This is a genomic window from Dictyobacter aurantiacus (assembly GCF_003967515.1).
Classification (GTDB): domain Bacteria; phylum Chloroflexota; class Ktedonobacteria; order Ktedonobacterales; family Ktedonobacteraceae; genus Dictyobacter; species Dictyobacter aurantiacus.
The window spans coordinates 4,315,595-4,333,431 of the sequence record NZ_BIFQ01000001.1; the positions used below are offsets into that span (position 1 = coordinate 4,315,595).

Consider the following 17,837-nt stretch of genomic DNA (forward strand, 5'->3'; position numbering starts at 1 on the left):
TATAGAACATATTGGCATCATGAGCAGCAAAAAACATGTTTTTCGTATGGTTTTTATTGCTGAATTTGTTCTTATGAAACGAAGTTCCTAGAATATCAGTGTCTTACATTGGTAATGGACATGAGAAGTTGTCCTATTAGGAACAGTGTGTGTGATATTAAGGAAAACCTCTATGATGCCTGACTTACTTGCGGCCCGTGCCCAGATGGGGACTTCGCTGGCCTTTCATATCATTTTTTCGGTGCTGGGTGTTGGTGTGCCTTTGTTACTCTGTATCTCAGAGGGCCTGGCCCTGCGTACAAAGAATCCTGTCTGGATGATGTTGACGCGGCGCTGGGCCAGGGCGGCAGCGATCCTGTTCGCCATTGGAGCCGTTTCCGGCACCATCCTTTCGTTTGAACTTGGCCTTCTCTGGCCCACGTATACCCGCTTCGCTGGCGCCGTGGTTGGCCTGCCCTTCTTGCTGGAGGGCTTCGCCTTCTTTACGGAAGCGATCTTTCTAGGTCTCTATCTCTATGGCTGGGACCGCCTTTCGGCCCGGGCGCACTGGCTCTGCTCATTCCCGATCTGGATCAGCGGTATGGCCTCGGCCTGGTTTATCGTTAGCGCCAATTCCTGGATGAATACGCCCGCAGGCTTTGTGATCAAAAATGGCAAGGTGGTTGATATCAATCCTCTGCAGGCCATTTTTAATCCCAGCACCCCGTTTGAAACGGTGCATATGATCCTGGCCAGCTATGTGGCGACCGGTTTCGGAGTGGCCGCTGTATACGCCGTTGCCTATCTACGTGGCAAGCGCGAGGAATATTACCGCAAAGGTCTGATGCTGGCTATGCTGCTGGCACTGGTGGCGACCCCGCTGCAGATCGTCAGTGGAGATTTCAATGCGCGCTTCCTATCGGTCTATCAGCCGACCAAGTTCGCGGCTATGGAGGGTATCTTCAGGACGCAGAGCGGTGCCCCCATCTCGATTGGCGGCCTGGCTGATCCCAATACCGGTCAGGTGAAATACGCGTTAGAGATTCCCAAAGGATTGAGCATCCTGGCCGACTATAATCCCAATGCTACCATCAAGGGACTCGATCAGTACCCACGCGAAGATTGGCCGAACTCGACGATCGTACATACCTCGTTTGATGGCATGGTGGGGAGCGGCTTCTTCGCGCTGCTGGTAGCTGTCGTGTTCTGGGCCCTGTTCCTGTTAAAGAAGCGTCTGCCGACGTATAAATGGCTGCTGTGGGGAGTTTTCCTGGCGGGGCCGCTCTCGTTTCTGGCGGTTGAGCTAGGCTGGATGGTTACGGAAATCGGGCGCCAACCGTGGACCATCTATGGGTATCTGCGTACGAAGGATGCCGTGACGACAGCCCCTCTCTTGAATGTCAGCTTTTTGATTTTCTCGCTCATTTATGTCCTGCTGGCCGTGGCTTTGATCTGGCTGCTCTTAAAGGTGGCCCGCCGTCCGTTGCCGCAGGTAACCCTCTCGGAACAGGGCTACGATGTGAAGGAGCCGGAGATAGAAAAGGTTGGTGTTTAGATGGATGTAGCTTTAATCGCACTGGTCGTGCTCTGGTGGGCCTTGATCGTCTATGCCGCGCTGGGTGGAGCGGACTTCGGCGCCGGCGTCTGGGACCTGTTTGCTGTGGGCAAGATGGCCAGAAAACAGCATGGCCTGATCAATCACGCGCTGGGACCCGTCTGGGAGGCCAACCACGTCTGGCTGATCTTTCTGATTGTGGGACTGTTTAACGTGTTCCCGAGTGCGTTCTATGCCCTTTCAATCGCTCTGTTTTTCCCGTTTACCATTGTGCTGATCGGCATCGTGTTGCGTGGCGCGGCCTTCGTGTATCGCTATTATGCTCTGGATGAGACCGGTTTCTTCGCGCGCTCCTGGAGCCGCGTATTCAGCGTGACCAGCGTGATTACGCCTTTCTTCCTTGGTGTGGCGGCCGCCGGTGTGGCCAGCGGCCGGTTGATCGCTCCCGATGGTGTGCCGCGTGCCACTTACCTGGCAGGTATGCTCACGCCGTTTGCCTTTGTCATCGGAGCGATGGCCGTGGCGCTTTGCGCGAGCGTGGCGGCGGTCTACCTGGTGGTTGAGGCGCGCGATACCGAGCACGACGAGGCGCTGACCGAGTCTTATCGCACCAAGGCGTTGATCACGGGCGCGATAACGGCGGTGCTGGGTGCGCTCGGCCTGCTGCTGTCGATCTCAGAGGCGCCAGTTATCTGGCAGGGCATGCTGGCGCGAGCTATCCCCGTTGTCATCGCAACCATGCTTATTGGTCTGGGGACCGCCGTAGCACTCTATCGCCGCTACTACCGTATCGCTCGTGTCTTGATTATCGCGGAGACGGCATTCCTGTTGGGCTCCTGGGGTCTCTCGCAGTATCCCTATATCATTCCGACGCGCTACACCATCGCCAACTCGGCCAATGATCCCACGGTGATCACTACCCTTATCATTGGCATCGTCTGCGGTCTCGTGATCCTGCTGCCATCGCTCTACTACCTCTTCTCGGTCTTTAAACTGCCCTATCCCATCCCCGGCCTGCGCCGCCCTGAACAGGCAAGACAAACACAGGCGCGCAAAAATAACGAAATGATCGTCAATAAGTAGCGAAGCATCAGATACAAGAAAAGGGAACTCAACATTATTAGTTGAGTTCCCTTTTCTTGTATCTGATGCTTCGCCTATGGCCTACATGAGTTTTCGCACCTGCGGTGCTCAGATACCTGTGGTGAGTTGGTGCGGCAGGGGCGCATCCGCGCCCCTGCCGCACCAACTCACCACATCAATGCAGTGCCCTATGGCGTGCATGAGTCAATTATGGGTGGGTGGATCGGGTGCGTGTCCGCGTCCCAGCACCCCAGCACACTACATCACCCGGTAATACGGTGTGCCCTATGGCGTGCATGAGTCAATTATGAGTGGGTGGATCGGGTGCGTGTCCGCGCCCCAGCACCCCAGCACACTACATCACCCGTAATGCGGTGTGCCCTGGCGGCGTGCATGAGTCAATTATGAGTGGGTGGATCGGGTGCGTGTCCGCGCCCCAGCGCCCCAGCACACCACATCACCCGTAATGCGGTGTGCCCTATGGCGTGCATGAGTCAATTATGAGTGGGTGGATCGGGGCGCATCCGCGCCCCGATCCACCCACTCATAAAAAACAGCGCGTCCGCGCAGCGGACGCGCGTGCGGGTATAGCTCCCGTACCCCCATGGTGACGAGAACTATACCCACTAGCTACATTCCTTGTGAAAGGATGTAGCTAGTGGGTATGAGGTCGCAGAATTTTATGGAAGACGCCGAAGAGCAAAAAGGTGGGAGGCCACTGACCTACAAAGATGCTCCAATCGCGTTTGTTAGACAGGAACAGAATGGCGGAAGCGATGATGGAACCCAGGGCTGCCCAGTACCATACCTCTTCCGGGACCTCGTCAGTAATGCGAAAGTACTGTTCCTGTACATTCTGAGTCGCATCTTTTGTATCGTTCATGAAAACTACCCTTTCTAAGCATTCAATACGTATCTAGATCATCACAATGATGTATCCTGATATTAGACGATTGCCTTCTAGAATGCGGGTAACAAAATTTTACTATATTTATGATATGCTGTGTTATCATGTATAAATACATGATCATTATCGCGTGATAAACTGTACAGTTATAATGTGTATATGATTAAGCATGAATCCTGTATATAAAGAAACTCTACAGTTATTATTTAATTGCTATCTTTATGTTGAAAGACACATAAAGATAGCTTGCTCTTACAATCTCGCGATCAATGCGCATCTCTTATTTCATTAACTCTGTGGCTACCGCGTCTGGAACAACCAGTACATCCTGTCCATAGCGGATAATTTGCTGCGCGGTAAAGGTCGGATATTGATTGCTAATCCTCTGCCGCAGCCCACCGCTGAGCTCATAACCAGTCACCTGGATTGCCTGTGGCAGAGCAACGTTGAAGAGCACGTTCCCCAGGGTTCCTACCACGGTGCCGCCCTCGCTCAGTACACGGTAGCTCAGAATGTCTTTTCCCTTAAACGCCGAACTCAAGGCTGGATTATCCTGCTCCTTGATCAAGGCATCTTCCTTTGTCAGCGTCAGGGCATCCTGACCAATGCCCTGGATCGACGATAACAACAGGGCGTGATGGCTGAATAAGCCATTTTTGATCACAAAACCTATGACATTACTGCTCTGTGGATCGAGATAAAAGTCTTCGACCATCCCCACTTTTTTACCCAGGTCGATCGTCACCGCGGTTAGCCCTCTAATCTCTGACCATTTCCGTGTTCCTGATATGTTTTGCATAGTAATCTATCAACCCTCTCTAGTGATCGCGTGCTCCTCCTGATGGTGAAGCAGCCGCTATCTACAATGTAAAGTATCTGTTTGTTAAACGGAACAACCCCACTCTTCCGCTAACAAGGTTAACATCAGTTTTTTATGTGCACGCGGATAGCGTGCACATAAAAAACTTCCCTTTGACATTTCACCGCAACCGTCTTACCATTTTTGGTATACTTATGAAGTTATCTTATAACCCTATATTATGAGAGAAGAAACCATGAGAGACGCTCAAACTATCTCGCGGCGGACCACGCAGTCCGTTGCCTGGAAAACCTGGATTAAAACCAGTCGCCCCTTTACACTGACCGCGACGTTAAGTCCGGTGCTGGTAGGGACGGCTCTGGCCGCCTATGAAGGAACCTTTCATCTTGGGACCTTTCTGGCCACGTTTTTTTCCTGCCTGTTTTTGCAGATAGGCACTAATTACTTTAATGAATACTTTGATTACCGCTATGGACTGGACCATGCCGGTTCGCTGGGCGCGATGACCGTGATCTTCAAGCAAGAGATGACGGCGGGTCAGGTTCTTGGTGGTGGCATCTTCTGCTTCGTGATAGCGGCCCTGCTGGGTGTGCTCCTCATGTTTATCGTTGGGCCCGAAATCATCCTCTTTGGACTGGCTGGCATCTTGATCGCCTATTTTTATAGCGCGAAACCATTCAAGTTTTCCAGCCGTGGCCTGGGAGATGTGATGGTCTTTCTGGCCATGGGCGTATTGATGACCTGGGGTTCTTATTATGTCCAGATCCACCACTGGTCGTGGAGCGCCCTGGCGGCCAGCGTGCCGGTTGGTCTGCTGGCGGTCTCTATCCTGAACATGAACAATGTGCGCGACTATCAGGATGATCTGGCCGTCAATAAAAAAACGCTCCCCGTCCGCTTCGGACTGACCTTTGGCCGGCGCTTCCACGCCGTCTTGCTGTTTGGTAGCTATGTGTTGACCACCATCTTTGTCATCGCCCACCTGCTCCCCTGGGCCAGCCTGCTGGTCTGGTTGACCTTTCCCCTGGCCTATCTCAACGTGCGCGCGGTGCTCGGCGCGACCGAAAGCAAGGCCTTTATCGTCGGCATCAAAAAAACCTCCATGCTGCACATGGTCTTCGGACTGGTCCTCGCCCTCTCCCTCCTGCTTGCCATCCTGCTGTAATGTTTCTGATGGTTGTGATTTTGTGTTGTTTTGTTTGTAGGAACTGGTGCAATGTCACGGGTGGCTGCGAATGCAGCCACCCGTGACATTGCACCAGTTCCTACAAAACCCTTATGCTGGCAAAGAGGGCGGAAGCAGGCAGATTAGATGGTGTACAATAGGGTGAGAACGTTTGCTGTTTTAGTCTTTTATAGTTATGTGTAGTATTGATGATGAATAGGGGATGATACTGTGAAGTCTGAGTTATTAGCACACTACGTTGCCGGTGAATGGTTGAAATCCAATGACGATCAATGGAGCGATGACCTCAATCCTTCTGATACTACCCAGGTGCTGGCCCGTGTTCCGCAGGGGCCGTCGGGCGTGGTTGAGCGCGCGACTGAGGCGGCCCATGGTGCCTTCGCTGGCTGGCGAGCTTTGTCCGGACCCGCGCGCTCTGAAATCCTGTATCGCGCCGCCAATGCGCTGGCCGAGCGTCGTCAGGAGATTGGGACCCTGGTGGCGCAGGAGGTTGGCAAACCACTGGGCGAGGCGCTGGGTGAAGCGGATCGAGGTGTCGCGATCCTGCGCTACTTCGCTTCAGAGTCTGTGCATCCCAATGGACAGGTGATCCCGGCCCAGCTGGCTGGTAGCCTGCAGTTTACGCTGCGTCAGCCGCTTGGTCCGGTGGCGGTGATCTCACCCTGGAACTTCCCCGTGGCCATCCCGCTGTGGAAGATCGCGCCTGCCCTGGCCTACGGCAATACCGTCGTGTGGAAGCCCGCCGAGGTCGCCTCACTGACCGCGGTACGCCTGGCCGAGGTGTTCGTCAGCGCTGGCCTGCCGTCTGGTGTATTAAACCTGGTACTGGGCAAAGGCTCCTCCCTGGGCAATACCCTGATCTCGCAGGAGGCTATTCGCGGCATCACCTTTACGGGTTCTGATAGCGTCGGTATGGGAATCGCCGAGGTGGCGGCCCGCCGCAACGTCAAATATCAGCTGGAGATGGGTGGGAAGAACGCTGCCATCGTACTCGGTGATGCCGACATGAAGCAGGCTGCCAAACTGGTCGCGGCCGGTGCTATGCGTTTTGCTGGACAGAAGTGTACGGCTACCAGCCGCGTCATCGTGACCAACGATATCGCTGACAGCTTCGTGGATCTCCTCAAGCAAGAGATTCAGGCGCTGCCGCTGCAGCCCGCCACCGAGTCCAGCAGCGCGGTCGGTCCGCTGATTACTCAGGATTCGCTGGAGAAAGTGGCCTCCTATGCCCAGAAGAGTACGCAGAGTGGACGTGTCGTGCTGGGTGGCAATTACGCCAGAAATGGTGCATTGAAGAACGGCTACTTCTTTGAGCCCACGCTGGTCGTCGATGTGCCGCCGGACGCGCCCGTGGCCCAGGAAGAGGTGTTTGGTCCGTTGCTGGTAGTTGAACTGGCCCATAGCATAGACGAAGCCATCGCCATCGCCAACAACACCAGATATGGTCTGAGCGTCTCGCTGTTCACCCACGACATCAACGCCTCGCTGGAATACATCAACGCCATCGAATGCGGCATGGTCCGTGTCAATGGAGATACCACCGGCGTTGATCCCCACGCCCCTTTTGGTGGCATGCACAACTCCAGCTCGCATTCTCGCGAACAGGGAACCGCCGCCATCGACTTCTTCACCGAAATTAAGACTATCCAGATTAATCGCGCTGGCTAGTTGTTCTTTCCTGTTCATGGTGCGCCATATATGCGCATGATGCACTTCACACACTAAAGCTTCGCAGGAATACCTGCGAAGCTTTAGTGTCTTATAGTAAGCTACTCAAGATTAACCCGCTTTTGGCGGGTTAATCGGCGTGGATAGGTGGTTAGTGATTCTGGTTAGTTGTCCAGGCTAGCAAGGGAACATTTATCCGTCCAGGTTGTTGGTATTGATGAGCGCAAACATTCTTTCGTCAACGAACTGGTTGTTGGCATATTGACGATCGCGGAGGCGTCCCTCTTCCTGAAAGCCGAGCTTTTCGAGCAGGCGTGCAGAGGCGAGATTGGGATACGCAACTTGAGCTTCAATGCGATGCAAGTGGATGTGTTCGAAGCCGAACTGAATAATCGCGGTCAGGGCCTCTGTCATGATCCCTTTATTCCAGTAGTGTTTTGAGAGGATATAGCTCAGAGCTGCAAGTTGATTGTCGGCATCCAATGAATAGCCACAGTTGCCGATGACCCTGTTCTCACCCTTCAATGTGATGCCCCAGCGTAGTGCTTCATGTTGAGTAAAACGCCTTCGATGACGTTCAATACTCTTTTCTACTTGTTCGAGCCGCGCCATCGGCGCTGGATCGTAGTAGCGCATAGTCTCTTCATCGGACAGAAAGAGGAAGGCATCCTGCGCATCCGTTGCTGCGAGTTGCCGTAAGATCAGGCGTTCTGTTTCTAAAGTCGGAAAGGTGTGCAGGTGAATATTTAAGCCCATGATGATTATACTCTCCTCTAGTGTATTTTCGATAGAATATGCCAAGCATAACAGAAATGCAGATTGACAACAATCTGCATTTCTGTTATGCTTGGCATATTCTATAGTTATAGCCTGCCGCAGGCCCAAAGAGCCTCGCAGAGAGAAAGGAGCGTGCCACATGAAGAATGCCACTTTCTTTTTCATGCATCACGACTCCAGGCTGGCCATAACTATGCGCGTGCGCGGCAAACAATAATCCTGCCGCCCCCTCCCACACATACTTCTGGCCATCTCTTGCGAGGATGGCTTTTTTCATGTCAATTCATGTCAAAAGAGAGCTGTCAGCGTGATGCTGGCGGCTCTCTTTTTGATGCTTATCTTGTATTGGCTCATCACAGAGAGAGAGGTGCCCAATGGGAACAGTTGCGATTTTTCATGTAGACAAAATTTTAACCGCTGATCTTCAATTTTATAAAAGGAGTCTCCGTTGTCTAAGAGAAAAATGGTACGCGCAATCGAGGAACAGGAAGAATTGGAAGCGTTGATGGCGCTTGACGAGCAGGAATTGGATCCCTTGCAGTCTACATTGGACAGTTTTTTTGCTGACGGCTGGATTACTGAGATCTTACACGAGGTGAAGAGCGGCAAAGAGGCCACCGTCTATTGCTGCCGCGCCCATCCATCCCGGGGCGTGCCATACCTGGCGGCCAAAGTCTATCGCTCACGCGACAGGCGCGGCTTTAAAAACGATGCTGTCTACCAGGAGGGACGAGTGATCACCGATCGGCGGGCGAGCCGGGCCGTCAAAAATAAGTCGGCGGCTGGTCGCGATATGCAGTTTAGTATGTGGGTGAGCCACGAGTTCGATACGCTGACACGCCTGTATGCCGCTGGCGCGGCGGTGCCGCAGCCACTGGCCCGCACCAGCCATGCACTGCTGATGGAATACCTGGGAGGGGAGGAGAGGGCGGCCTACGCTTTGCAAGGCGTTACCCTGGAGCCGGACGAGGTCTATCCCGTCTTCGAGTTGCTGATGGATAATATCCAGCTCTTGCTGGCCAACGACGTTATCCACGGCGATCTGTCGGGCTACAACATCATGTATTGGCAGGGCAAAGTCACCATTATTGATTTTCCGCAGGCCGTTGATCCGCGCTTCAACTCTCACGCCCTTTCCCTGCTGACTCGCGACATCGACAATATATGTAAATACATGGCCCGCTACGGTTTGAAGCGCGATTCCGCACAGCTCGCCAATCGGCTCTGGCAGCGCTTCCGAAACGCCAGACTGTAAATCGTTCTCTCCTCAACATTGAGGCCAGAGGGGTGGATGTGGTCGTGATCACGTCCACTCTTCTGGCTTGCTTTTTCCCCACCACACTTTGCTACATGCGGCCTTCATGGGCATATAATAGTGGAAAAATGTTTATATGTACTTGACGCTAGTGCTACAGGCGTGATGGAAAGGTTATCTAGAGCTTATGAAGGCGGTAATGATTACGGAACCCGGTGAGGCGCATGTGACTGAGCTGGATCGGCCAGCGCCCGGACCCGGCGAGGTGCTGGTGCGCTCACGGGTGGTTGGTCTCTCTGAGAGCGACGTGGAGCTTTTCCAGGGTAAGCGAGCACGGGGTTACTTCCACTATCCCATCGTCCCCGGTCATGAACTGGCGGGTGAGGTGGTAGCTGTGGGTGAGGGGGTCACCAATGTCGCGCCGGGCGCTAAGGTGGCGGTTGAGAGCATCTACGCCTGCGGTATCTGCCGCAACTGCCGTGAGGGCAAGACTAACCTGTGCGAGTCCGGCTATCGTGAGCTTGGCTTTACGCGTCCGGGTGGACTGGGAGAATACCTGGTGGTATCCTCCCGTCAGCTACACGTGCTGCCTGATGACATTTCGCTGGAGGAGGCCGCCCTGCTCGGTTCAGTCGCTGTGGTTGCGCACGCCTTCTTATGCACCCGGCCACGCCCCGGTGACGTGGTGGTTATCGTGGGTGATGGACCCACCAGCCTGCTGGCGGTTCAACTGGCGCGGCTGTATAGTCCGGCGGTCATCGCTGTGCTGGGTTTTCGCGCCGAGCGGCTGCAGCTTGCGGAACGCTATGGCGCGACCCATACCATCAACATGAGCCAGGAAGATACGCAGTCCCTGATCCAGTCTCTATCCGCTGGACGTGGGGCGGACCTGGTGTTCGAGGGAACGGGACATGTACAGGCGGTTGAAGAGGCGCTCTCCATCGTCAAGCGCGGCGGCACGGTACTGCTGACCGGCTTGGAGGCCTCGATCGCCCCCCTGAGCTTTACCACCGATCTCTTCGTTTTAAACCAGATCAGCGTCTATGGCGTCTTCGGCGCCAGCACGGCCGCCTGGAGCTATGCTGTTCAGCTCTTCCTCAATGGCTCGCTGCGCCTGGCTGATCTGATAACCCATCGTTTCTCGTTGGATGAATTTGAGGATGCGCTGGACGCCCTTATCTTGCGCCATAGCCGGGCGATAAAAGTTATAATTACGCATGAGTAGAGTAGATATAACTTCGTCAATGTGAAAGGATCAGAAATTGATGGAAGAGACGCGCCGTTTCCTGACCAGCCTGGGGCTGCCCGCTGGCGATGTCTATGACCTGCCGACCAGTACGAAGCGTTTCCCGGATGGCGCCCAGTATCGGCTTGAGATTCCCAGTACCGAGAGCGGTCCCGCCCTGGCCGCGATTATCGAGGAGGCCGAGCGCTACGAGCTGACCATTCATCGCATCTCTCAAGGGAGCGGTGTCATGCTGATGACCGACGCGGAGATATTGGAGATGGCGCGCCTGGCTATCTCACAACGGATGGAGATCAGCCTCTTTGCTCGCCCCAATGCTGCCTGGGATACCGGTGCTATGGCCGTCGCCAGCGGCGGGAAGACTGTCGCGCCCCGCCTGCGCGGTCAGGAGCAACTGGTGCACTGTCTGGAGGATGTGCGCCGGGCTGCCGCACTGGGCATACGCAGCGTGCTGCTGGCCGACGACGGCGCGCTCTGGGTGGCCAATGAGATGCGTCAGCAGGGACTGCTGCCCTCTGATATGCAGTTTAAGATCAGCGTGATGATGGCCTCGGCCAATCCCGCCTCCATTCGCCTGCTCGAAAAGCTGGGGGCCGATACATTCAATATCCCCACCGACCTGAGTCTGCCGCAGATCGCCGCCATCCGGCAGGCCGTGGACATTCCGCTGGATATCTATGTCGAGGCGCCCGATGACCTGGGCGGCTTTGTGCGCCTGTATGAGATCCCCGAGCTGATCAGGATCGCGGCCCCGGTCTACATTAAATTTGGCCTGCGCAACGCGCCCAATATCTATCCTGCCGGTACCCACCTGGAAGCGACCGCGCTGGCCCTTACGCGTGAGCGCGTGCGCCGAGCCCGATTGGGAGTGGATATCATCAAGCGCTATTATCCCGATGCCGTGATGTCCCAGCCCGGCGCCAGCGGATTGGCCATCCCGCACAATCTTTAAATTCTGGCCGGTCGTTCAACCAGGATGGCGGATTGGTTTGCCGATCTATTATGGAACGCCAGGATGGTCTGTTGTTCTTGTGAGGTGCAGCCGATGAGCAGCTTTATCTCGCTGTCCCGTTTGGTCAGATCAACCGTAATCAGAATGGCGTTGATCCGCCTTTCTGGCTGGCTGCCCAGCCAGGCATCGATCCCATCACCATCACCCGAGGTCGTGCCGCTGAGATACCCGTAGTCTAAGGGATAAATAACGTCTGGATAGCGTGGGTGGGCCGTGCCTCGGGGACGATCGATGTTGATCGTGCTGCTCCCAACCAGGGTGGTTAGTAGCTGCCAGAATGCTTCATCGTACATGTTCTGTTATTGTTCGACAAAATTGTTCTGGATCAATTCCGCCAGTGCCGCGATGGCTTTCTGCTCGTCATCGCCCTCGGCAGTAATCTCAATTTCGGCATCCTTTCCGGCACCGACGCTGAGCACACGCACCAGGCTCTTGGCATCCACCTTTTTTCCATTGCAGGCAACGCTGATCTTACTGTTAAATTGCCTGGCTAGCTTGACAAACTGGGCGGCCGGCCGCGCGTGGAGTCCTACCTCGCTCTGGATGCGTACGGTGTTTTGCTGCATAACTACTATCCTCTATCTGGCCCTTGCAGGAACGATATTGTTGTATTAGTGTATACCAATGGCTTAGTTTTTTGTCAATGGGTACCAATGGCGGTCTGACCGTAGCCCTCTTTCCAATGAGCATGCAGCCTGGCTACCTCTTCTGGTGGTAGTGGGACCGGTGTGCCTAGCTGTCTGGCCAGACTGTAAACGCGAGCGGTATCTTCCAGGGCGTGGGCGATCGAGAAGGTCAGTGCCAGGTTGATGCCCACCACCATCGCTCCATGGTTGCCCCAGATGACGGCCGACCTGTCTCCCAGCGTCTGCCCCACCAGTTCCGCGAAGGCCTGCGTCCCCGATTCCTGATAGGGTACGATCGGCACCTCGCCACCCAGGCAGGCGGCTGATTCCTGCAGGATCATCGGGAGTGGTTGATAGACAACGCCAAAGGCCGAGGTATAGAGCGCATGCGTATGCATGACGCAATTGATGTCCCGCCGTAGACGTAAAATATGGGTATGGAGCGGCGTCTCGACCGATGGTTTCCACTTCCCCTCTATGATATTACCTTTCTCATCAACCACAGCAATATCTTCGGCGGTGAGCGTCTGGTAATCTGCCCCGCTGGGAGTGATGCATATCAGCCCGCTCTCCCTGTCACGTGCGCTGAGATTGCCCTGGGTCGCCCGTACCAGCTGGCTCTCGTACATCTTCCTGGCATAATGAGCTACTTGCGTGCGCAAATCGTTTAACAGCATCTACTAAAACCTCCTTCATTGGAAGTTTACCACGTTTCTTGACATAATAGTCCATCTTATACGGCCCCGAGACTACTTCCTTTCCTGCGCGCGCTTCCGTTTAGCCTCTACCAGGCGTGAAGAGGTTGAGACGTTGGCCGATGCTGATTGTCCGGGTTGTGCCGCTGGAGTTTGCGGCTTGCTCACCGGGGGAGCCGCGTCGGACGAGGTTTTCACCGGTGTTTGTGGCCTCGGCGGTGGTGGCATGGTTGCCTGCCCGGTCTGGGATGTGACTGGTGGTGCGGCCTGGCTACGCTGCCTTTCGCGTTTGGCCCGGATCGAGCTCAAGGAGGCTACGCTGGGCTTCTTATCGGCTGGCGTGGCCGTGGGCGTGGCTGTCGCCAGATGCGCGCTGGTTCTTGTTATGGCGCGTCCCCTGAGCCACTGATAGCCTTCAATGATAAAGTCAAAGTTGGCCAGGCGCCGGGCGGCGATATCGACCGGCAGGAGCAGGGCGGCCAGGACCAGGAGCCAGAACGCCAGCGGCACCGAGGCCGATGTCGGTATCAGGCTCTGGGTAAAGGCCGACTCTGTATCGCTGGGATTCAGAAGGGTGCCACCACCGGCCTGGGCCAGCAGCTGCAGGAAGCGGGCATCGGTGCCCTGATTATGGTACTCGGGCGAATAGGGGACCACCATGCCGGTGGTGGCGGTCAGGCGGCTCTCCTTCTTATTGGCTCCCTGCCAGGTTACCTGCAGCAGATATCCTCCTACCTGTTCGGCCGGAAAACTGCCTTCCCAGCGCTCGGGCGCGGTCGGCTGCAGATTGATATTTTGCTGTGAGAGATCGGGTCCAATGATGTGCACCTGGACCTGCTGTTGGCCGCCCTCGGCGGTCGTGCCCGGTGGCAGGTCGACCGTCAACTGACCCTGTCCATTGTTGACCTTGCCATTGATGGTCATGCCCCCATCATTGGCGGCCGGTAGAGTCCAGGTGACGACATTGGCCCACCACTTCGGGGCATCGCTCCAGCTGAGCCAGTTCTTGGTCCACAGCCCCAGGGCGTCGCTGGTCCAGGCCGCCACGCGTCCCAGGCCATATTGCCAGACCGCCAGCACCGGATCATCCAGATGGCTGACCAGCACCATCTGGGCGGCCGGCTTGGGGGTGGTGGCCACGTAGCCATTGAGGGTTGGCAGGACGGTGATCCCGGTCAGGATTGGATGATTGCCGACCACTGCTGGATTGAAGCTTTCGTTGATCAGTGAACGGCGCGCGGCCCGCTGTGTCTCTTTCAGCAGTATCTGGGGGATAATGTTAGGATTGTCGGCGCGGTAGAAGCGTCCCTTGCCCCACTGGGCGATATTCTGCATGGTGGCCAGGTCTTCATTGCTCAGGGCGTTGGTCTCAACCGTCGAGACGGTGATGTTCTCGTTGGCCAGCCTGGTCACCTGGGGCGCGTAGTTATCGTAGGCGTCCCCATCGCCCAGCAGGATGATATGCTTGATTTTGGCATCCGTATGCAGCAGCTCCTGTTCGGCGTTGGCGAAATCGGGATTGTAGCTGGGAGGATCGACCGGATTGATATTGTCGATGGCCTTATCGATCGATTTTTTATCGGTGACGTGCTGCATCTTGATGCTCAGGGTGCCATATCCCCCCGAGATTCCCACCTGGTCGCGCGGCGTGAGTAGTCCCACTACCCCTTTGGCGGCCTCTTTCGAAATATTGATCTGTACCTGCTCTTCCAGGCTCTCGACGATCAGGACGACCGCGATGGAAGGGGTCTCTTTATGTTGCGGGATATCCATGCTGACCGGCAACACCTGCTCCAGTGGTGTATCTGTGTAGCCTCCCACGCCATAGCTGTTCTGACCGCCGCTGACCACCAGTCCATGCCCCAGGTCGCGTACAAAGGACTGCAGGATCTGCATGCGTGTATTGCCAAGCGCGATGGCGGGCACATCGGCCAGGATGACGCTGCTGTAGGGTACCAGGCCATCCAGCGTGGTTGGGATGTCGCCAGGAGTGGCCACCGAAACGTCGATATGGGTCGCCTGCAGGGCCGCCACGATGTTATGCCCGCTCCCCGGCTGCCCCTCGACGACGAGTATCTTCGGCGGTCCTTGCACATTGACAAAGGCGGCTGCCTCATCGTTCTGGGTAATTGAGTCCCTGGGCGCCTCTAGCGTAATGCGGAAGGTATGGAAGCCGACCGTTGGCGACTGCATGTCGATGCTCAGATCCTGCTCGCCCACTGAAAGGGGAACTTTCTGCTGCGAGATGATCGTTGAGTCCAGGTAGATGCGGGCCGTCGCCTGCTGGGCGACGCTACTATAGATTCTGGCGTGCAGCTTGAAGTGCTCGCCGGTATGGAGGTTGGTGGGCGCGTCAAAGCTATCGACTCGGACGTCGTCGCTATTGACGGTCGGAAGGGCGACGATGTCGAGCCGGATACCCTGCTGCTGTAAGAGCTGGGCCTCCTGCTGCGCATCCTCTAGATTTTGCTGGCCATCGCTGAGCAGGACGATGTGGCGCTGGCTATTGGATGGGAGGATGGCCGCCGCCAGGCGCAGGCCAGCTGCCAGGTCGGTATAGTTGGTGTCCGGTGTCGATTCAAAATGTGAGAAGTCGATGGTCGCCGATTGGATCGACTGCTCTACCAGGGCATTGCGCCCGACGGCCACGATGCCAACCTGGTCATCGGCGCGTTTATGCCTGACGGCCGATCCGATCCACTGCTCAATAAAAGTGCGCTGCGGACCCGTGCTGGCCGAGATGTCGCCGACGAAGACCGTGGCCTGGCGAGAGACTGGCATCGCCCACGCGGTTCCGGCCAGGGCCAGGATGACACAGACGAACAGCAGCAAACGCGCCGCCAGGATCAGCGCGCGTTGCTGCCTGGGATACGGAAGCGACATGCGTTTCCAGGTCAGATAGACCAGGATAGCGATGGGTATGAAGAGTAAGAGTAGCAGTGGCTGCTCAAATGTTAACACGGCGCTCCCCTTTCGTTGGTCTGGTCAGCCTTGCACGCAGGCGCTTTCTGAATTTCTTGCTCTGACGCCGGGTACGGTTCCAGCTGGCCTGTACCTGTTCCTGCATCGAGTTCAGCCATGGATAGCGCGTGCTACGCTGATTGGTCTTGCCGCGCATGGTCGTGCGTGGCGTCCCGCTCGTGGACTGGCTGCTCTGTTGCGGCTGATAGTTGCGGCTGAAGAGCCACCATTCGGCGCAGAGTATCAATAAGAGCAGCGCGGCGATCCATGGCCAGATCTCTCTGAGCTGGCGCGAGATGGTGTTTTTATTGCCGGACACATTGGTGCTATGGGCGACTGGGATAGCTTTGGCCGGGGCCAGCTGCGATTGATTGGGATTGAACAGGTTGACGGTAAAGAGCCCGTTGAGCACATGGCCATGGACACGCTGGCTGACCTGGTAGATGCCGACGGAGTTGGTGCGCGCGTAGGGCGTCACCGGGAAGGGCGGTCCTACCGTGACGGCCTGCTGATCCGGTCCGGTGACCGTCACCTGGTCCGCGCCCGGCCACGTTTGTACATTTACGGCTGTGCCCGGAGCCACCTGTCCATTCCCGGCTACCGGCGAGGGCAGGAACCAGTTGACCATGTTATAGATCAGGATCGGGAAGGAGGGCTGTAGTGGCAGATCGGTGTCGTGCAGATCGAAGCCGAAGACCGCGATGCGGCGGTTGTTGTTTTCACCCGCCAGTAGCAATGGCGTCTCGGGTGTGTTGATGATGGACTGGGCCCACAGCGCTGGCTTGAGCTGGTGGCTGGCGCGCATGGTGTGGATGCTGCTCAGATCAACATTGCTGAGCAGATTCTGTGGGTCATTGCCGGTGCTGATATGGGTGACTGCTTCGATGGGACCCGATGAGCCAAATGAATAGCTGTGTGTAGGTGGATTCACGTAGAGGAGGTTGCCCGCTGGTTCTTTGGTTGGTGTGTAGCCATCAAAGATCGTCAGGTCATATGTGCCTATGTTAGCCGTGTATTTGGACGGGTCGATGGTATAGAGCGTGACGTTGGATTGCAGCCGTAGTGCGGTCTGCAGGTACATGTTGCCTTTGGAGACCAGCAGCACGCGGCCGCGAATGGAGCTTCCCACCAGGGACCAGGCTTCGTGATCGGTGCTCATCGCATCCTGCGAGAGCAGGCGCGCGTGTAGCAGATTTGTGCGTGCCGGTAGGGGTCCCCACTCGATGGCTCCGCTGCCCCCCGCGTTCAGGGTCACCGTTTTGACGCCAAAGAGCTTTCCGTCGGCGTAGAGCTCGACCGGGATCGAGCGCTTATCATGGCTATAATTGTTGACCTGGGCGAAGGCGGTCAGGTTTCCCTGCAAGGAGCGTGAGGAGAGGGCCAGCAGGGCCACGTTAGGTGCATCGCCGCCGATCGACATGTAGCGGACCGGAAATGATGAGTCCAGCGTCTGATCGCTGTTCATGACGTGACCATCACCGACGACCATGATCTGTGCGTTCTCCTGTCCCGCCGCCAGCGAACTGGCCAGCGAGATGGCCTGCTGCAGATCGGCATCCTGATTGGTGACGCGTGCGTGTTGCAGGGCATTCGTCAACTGCGTCTTATCCTGCGAGTTGGCGATCAGCACCTGCGGGGTGCGCGCCATCGAGATCAGAGAGAGGTGGTCGTTGGGCCCCAGGGCATCGATGAAGCTGCTGATGGTATCTTTGGCCTTTTCGAAGCGGCTGGGGGCCACGTCGGTGGCCTGCATACTGGCGGATGACTGCAAGATCACTATGGTGTTGCCGCTGACGGGGCTGCTCATAAAGATAGCCGGGCGCACCAGGACCAGCACGATGATGATCGCCGCCAGCAGCTGCAGCAGCAGTAGTGGTGTAATGCGCAGGCGCTGCCATGGACGACTTGCCTGCAGATCTTGCATCGCCTGCTGCCATAACAGTGTGCTGCCAACGATCCTTTCCTGGCGTTTGGGGCGCATAAAATAGAGCAGCAGGATCACTGGTATGATGGCGCTGAAGGCAAGGGCAGCAGGAACAAGTATGCTCATGACGCTATCTTTCTGTG

The 17,837-nt window shown here is 56.2% G+C and carries 15 protein-coding genes; 7 read left to right on the forward strand and 8 right to left on the reverse strand.

Annotated features, from left to right (window positions below):
• Positions 1-172: 172 nt before the first annotated feature.
• Positions 173-1,534, forward strand: a complete 1,362-nt coding sequence (locus KTT_RS17390; protein ID WP_235845757.1) for a cytochrome ubiquinol oxidase subunit I — start codon at positions 173-175, stop codon at positions 1,532-1,534.
• Positions 1,535-2,617 carry a cytochrome d ubiquinol oxidase subunit II gene (locus tag KTT_RS17395; RefSeq protein ID WP_126597194.1) on the forward strand — a complete coding sequence of 361 codons (1,083 nt, stop codon included), beginning with the start codon at positions 1,535-1,537 and terminating at the stop codon, positions 2,615-2,617. It begins immediately after the preceding gene.
• A 655-nt stretch (positions 2,618-3,272) separates the two neighbouring features.
• Here the strand turns inward: KTT_RS17395 and KTT_RS17400 are convergent.
• Together KTT_RS17400 and KTT_RS17405 are read right to left on the reverse strand one after the other, a co-directional pair.
• Complete coding sequence (locus KTT_RS17400; protein WP_126597195.1) at positions 3,273-3,500, reverse strand: hypothetical protein; 228 nt, start codon at positions 3,498-3,500, stop codon at positions 3,273-3,275.
• A gap of 304 nt (positions 3,501-3,804) precedes the next feature.
• Complete coding sequence (locus tag KTT_RS17405) at positions 3,805-4,323, reverse strand: PRC-barrel domain-containing protein (protein ID WP_126597196.1); 519 nt, start codon at positions 4,321-4,323, stop codon at positions 3,805-3,807.
• A gap of 256 nt (positions 4,324-4,579) precedes the next feature.
• On the opposite strand from KTT_RS17405, the gene menA reads away from it, so the two are divergent.
• Together menA and KTT_RS17415 are read left to right on the forward strand one after the other, a co-directional pair.
• Positions 4,580-5,509 carry a 1,4-dihydroxy-2-naphthoate octaprenyltransferase gene (gene menA, locus KTT_RS17410; RefSeq protein ID WP_160145939.1) on the forward strand — a complete coding sequence of 310 codons (930 nt, stop codon included), beginning with the start codon at positions 4,580-4,582 and terminating at the stop codon, positions 5,507-5,509.
• A 231-nt stretch (positions 5,510-5,740) separates the two neighbouring features.
• Complete coding sequence (locus KTT_RS17415; protein ID WP_126597198.1) at positions 5,741-7,198, forward strand: aldehyde dehydrogenase family protein; 1,458 nt, start codon at positions 5,741-5,743, stop codon at positions 7,196-7,198.
• 192 nt (positions 7,199-7,390) lie between these two features.
• Here the strand turns inward: KTT_RS17415 and KTT_RS17420 are convergent, their stop codons facing one another.
• The gene (locus KTT_RS17420; protein WP_160145940.1) at positions 7,391-7,954 is read right to left on the reverse strand and encodes a GNAT family N-acetyltransferase; all 564 of its coding nucleotides are present in this window, start codon (positions 7,952-7,954) and stop codon (positions 7,391-7,393) included.
• 469 nt (positions 7,955-8,423) lie between these two features.
• Between KTT_RS17420 and KTT_RS17425 the strand changes: the two genes are divergently transcribed.
• The 3 genes from KTT_RS17425 (at position 8,424) to KTT_RS17435 (ending at position 11,428) form a co-directional block, all read left to right on the forward strand.
• The gene (locus KTT_RS17425) at positions 8,424-9,230 is read left to right on the forward strand and encodes an RIO1 family regulatory kinase/ATPase domain-containing protein (RefSeq protein ID WP_126597200.1); all 807 of its coding nucleotides are present in this window, start codon (positions 8,424-8,426) and stop codon (positions 9,228-9,230) included.
• Positions 9,231-9,429: 199 nt separating this feature from the next.
• Complete coding sequence (locus KTT_RS17430; RefSeq protein WP_160145941.1) at positions 9,430-10,455, forward strand: zinc-dependent alcohol dehydrogenase; 1,026 nt, start codon at positions 9,430-9,432, stop codon at positions 10,453-10,455.
• Between the two features lie 40 nt (positions 10,456-10,495).
• A complete protein-coding gene (locus tag KTT_RS17435; protein ID WP_126597202.1) occupies positions 10,496-11,428 on the forward strand; it encodes a U32 family peptidase in 933 nt (310 codons plus the stop codon).
• On the opposite strand, the gene KTT_RS17440 is transcribed toward KTT_RS17435, so the two are convergent.
• The 5 genes from KTT_RS17440 to KTT_RS17460 all read right to left on the reverse strand — a co-directional run bounded on the left by KTT_RS17440 (position 11,425) and on the right by KTT_RS17460 (position 17,820).
• Positions 11,425-11,781: an inorganic pyrophosphatase gene (locus KTT_RS17440; RefSeq protein ID WP_126597203.1), complete on the reverse strand. Its 357-nt coding sequence runs from the start codon at positions 11,779-11,781 to the stop codon at positions 11,425-11,427. The two genes, KTT_RS17435 and KTT_RS17440, sit on opposite strands and share 4 nt — an antisense overlap.
• A 6-nt stretch (positions 11,782-11,787) precedes the next feature.
• A complete protein-coding gene (locus KTT_RS17445; protein ID WP_126597204.1) occupies positions 11,788-12,054 on the reverse strand; it encodes an HPr family phosphocarrier protein in 267 nt (88 codons plus the stop codon).
• A 74-nt stretch (positions 12,055-12,128) separates the two neighbouring features.
• Positions 12,129-12,791, reverse strand: coding sequence for a class II aldolase/adducin family protein (locus KTT_RS17450; RefSeq protein WP_126597205.1), 663 nt, complete (start codon positions 12,789-12,791; stop codon positions 12,129-12,131).
• A gap of 72 nt (positions 12,792-12,863) precedes the next feature.
• Positions 12,864-15,770, reverse strand: coding sequence for a glutamine amidotransferase (locus KTT_RS17455; RefSeq protein ID WP_126597206.1), 2,907 nt, complete (start codon positions 15,768-15,770; stop codon positions 12,864-12,866).
• Entirely contained in the window at positions 15,757-17,820 is a 2,064-nt protein-coding gene (locus KTT_RS17460; RefSeq protein WP_126597207.1) for a vWA domain-containing protein, read from the reverse strand. Before KTT_RS17460 ends, KTT_RS17455 begins: the two co-directional genes overlap by 14 nt.
• Positions 17,821-17,837 lie beyond the last annotated feature (17 nt).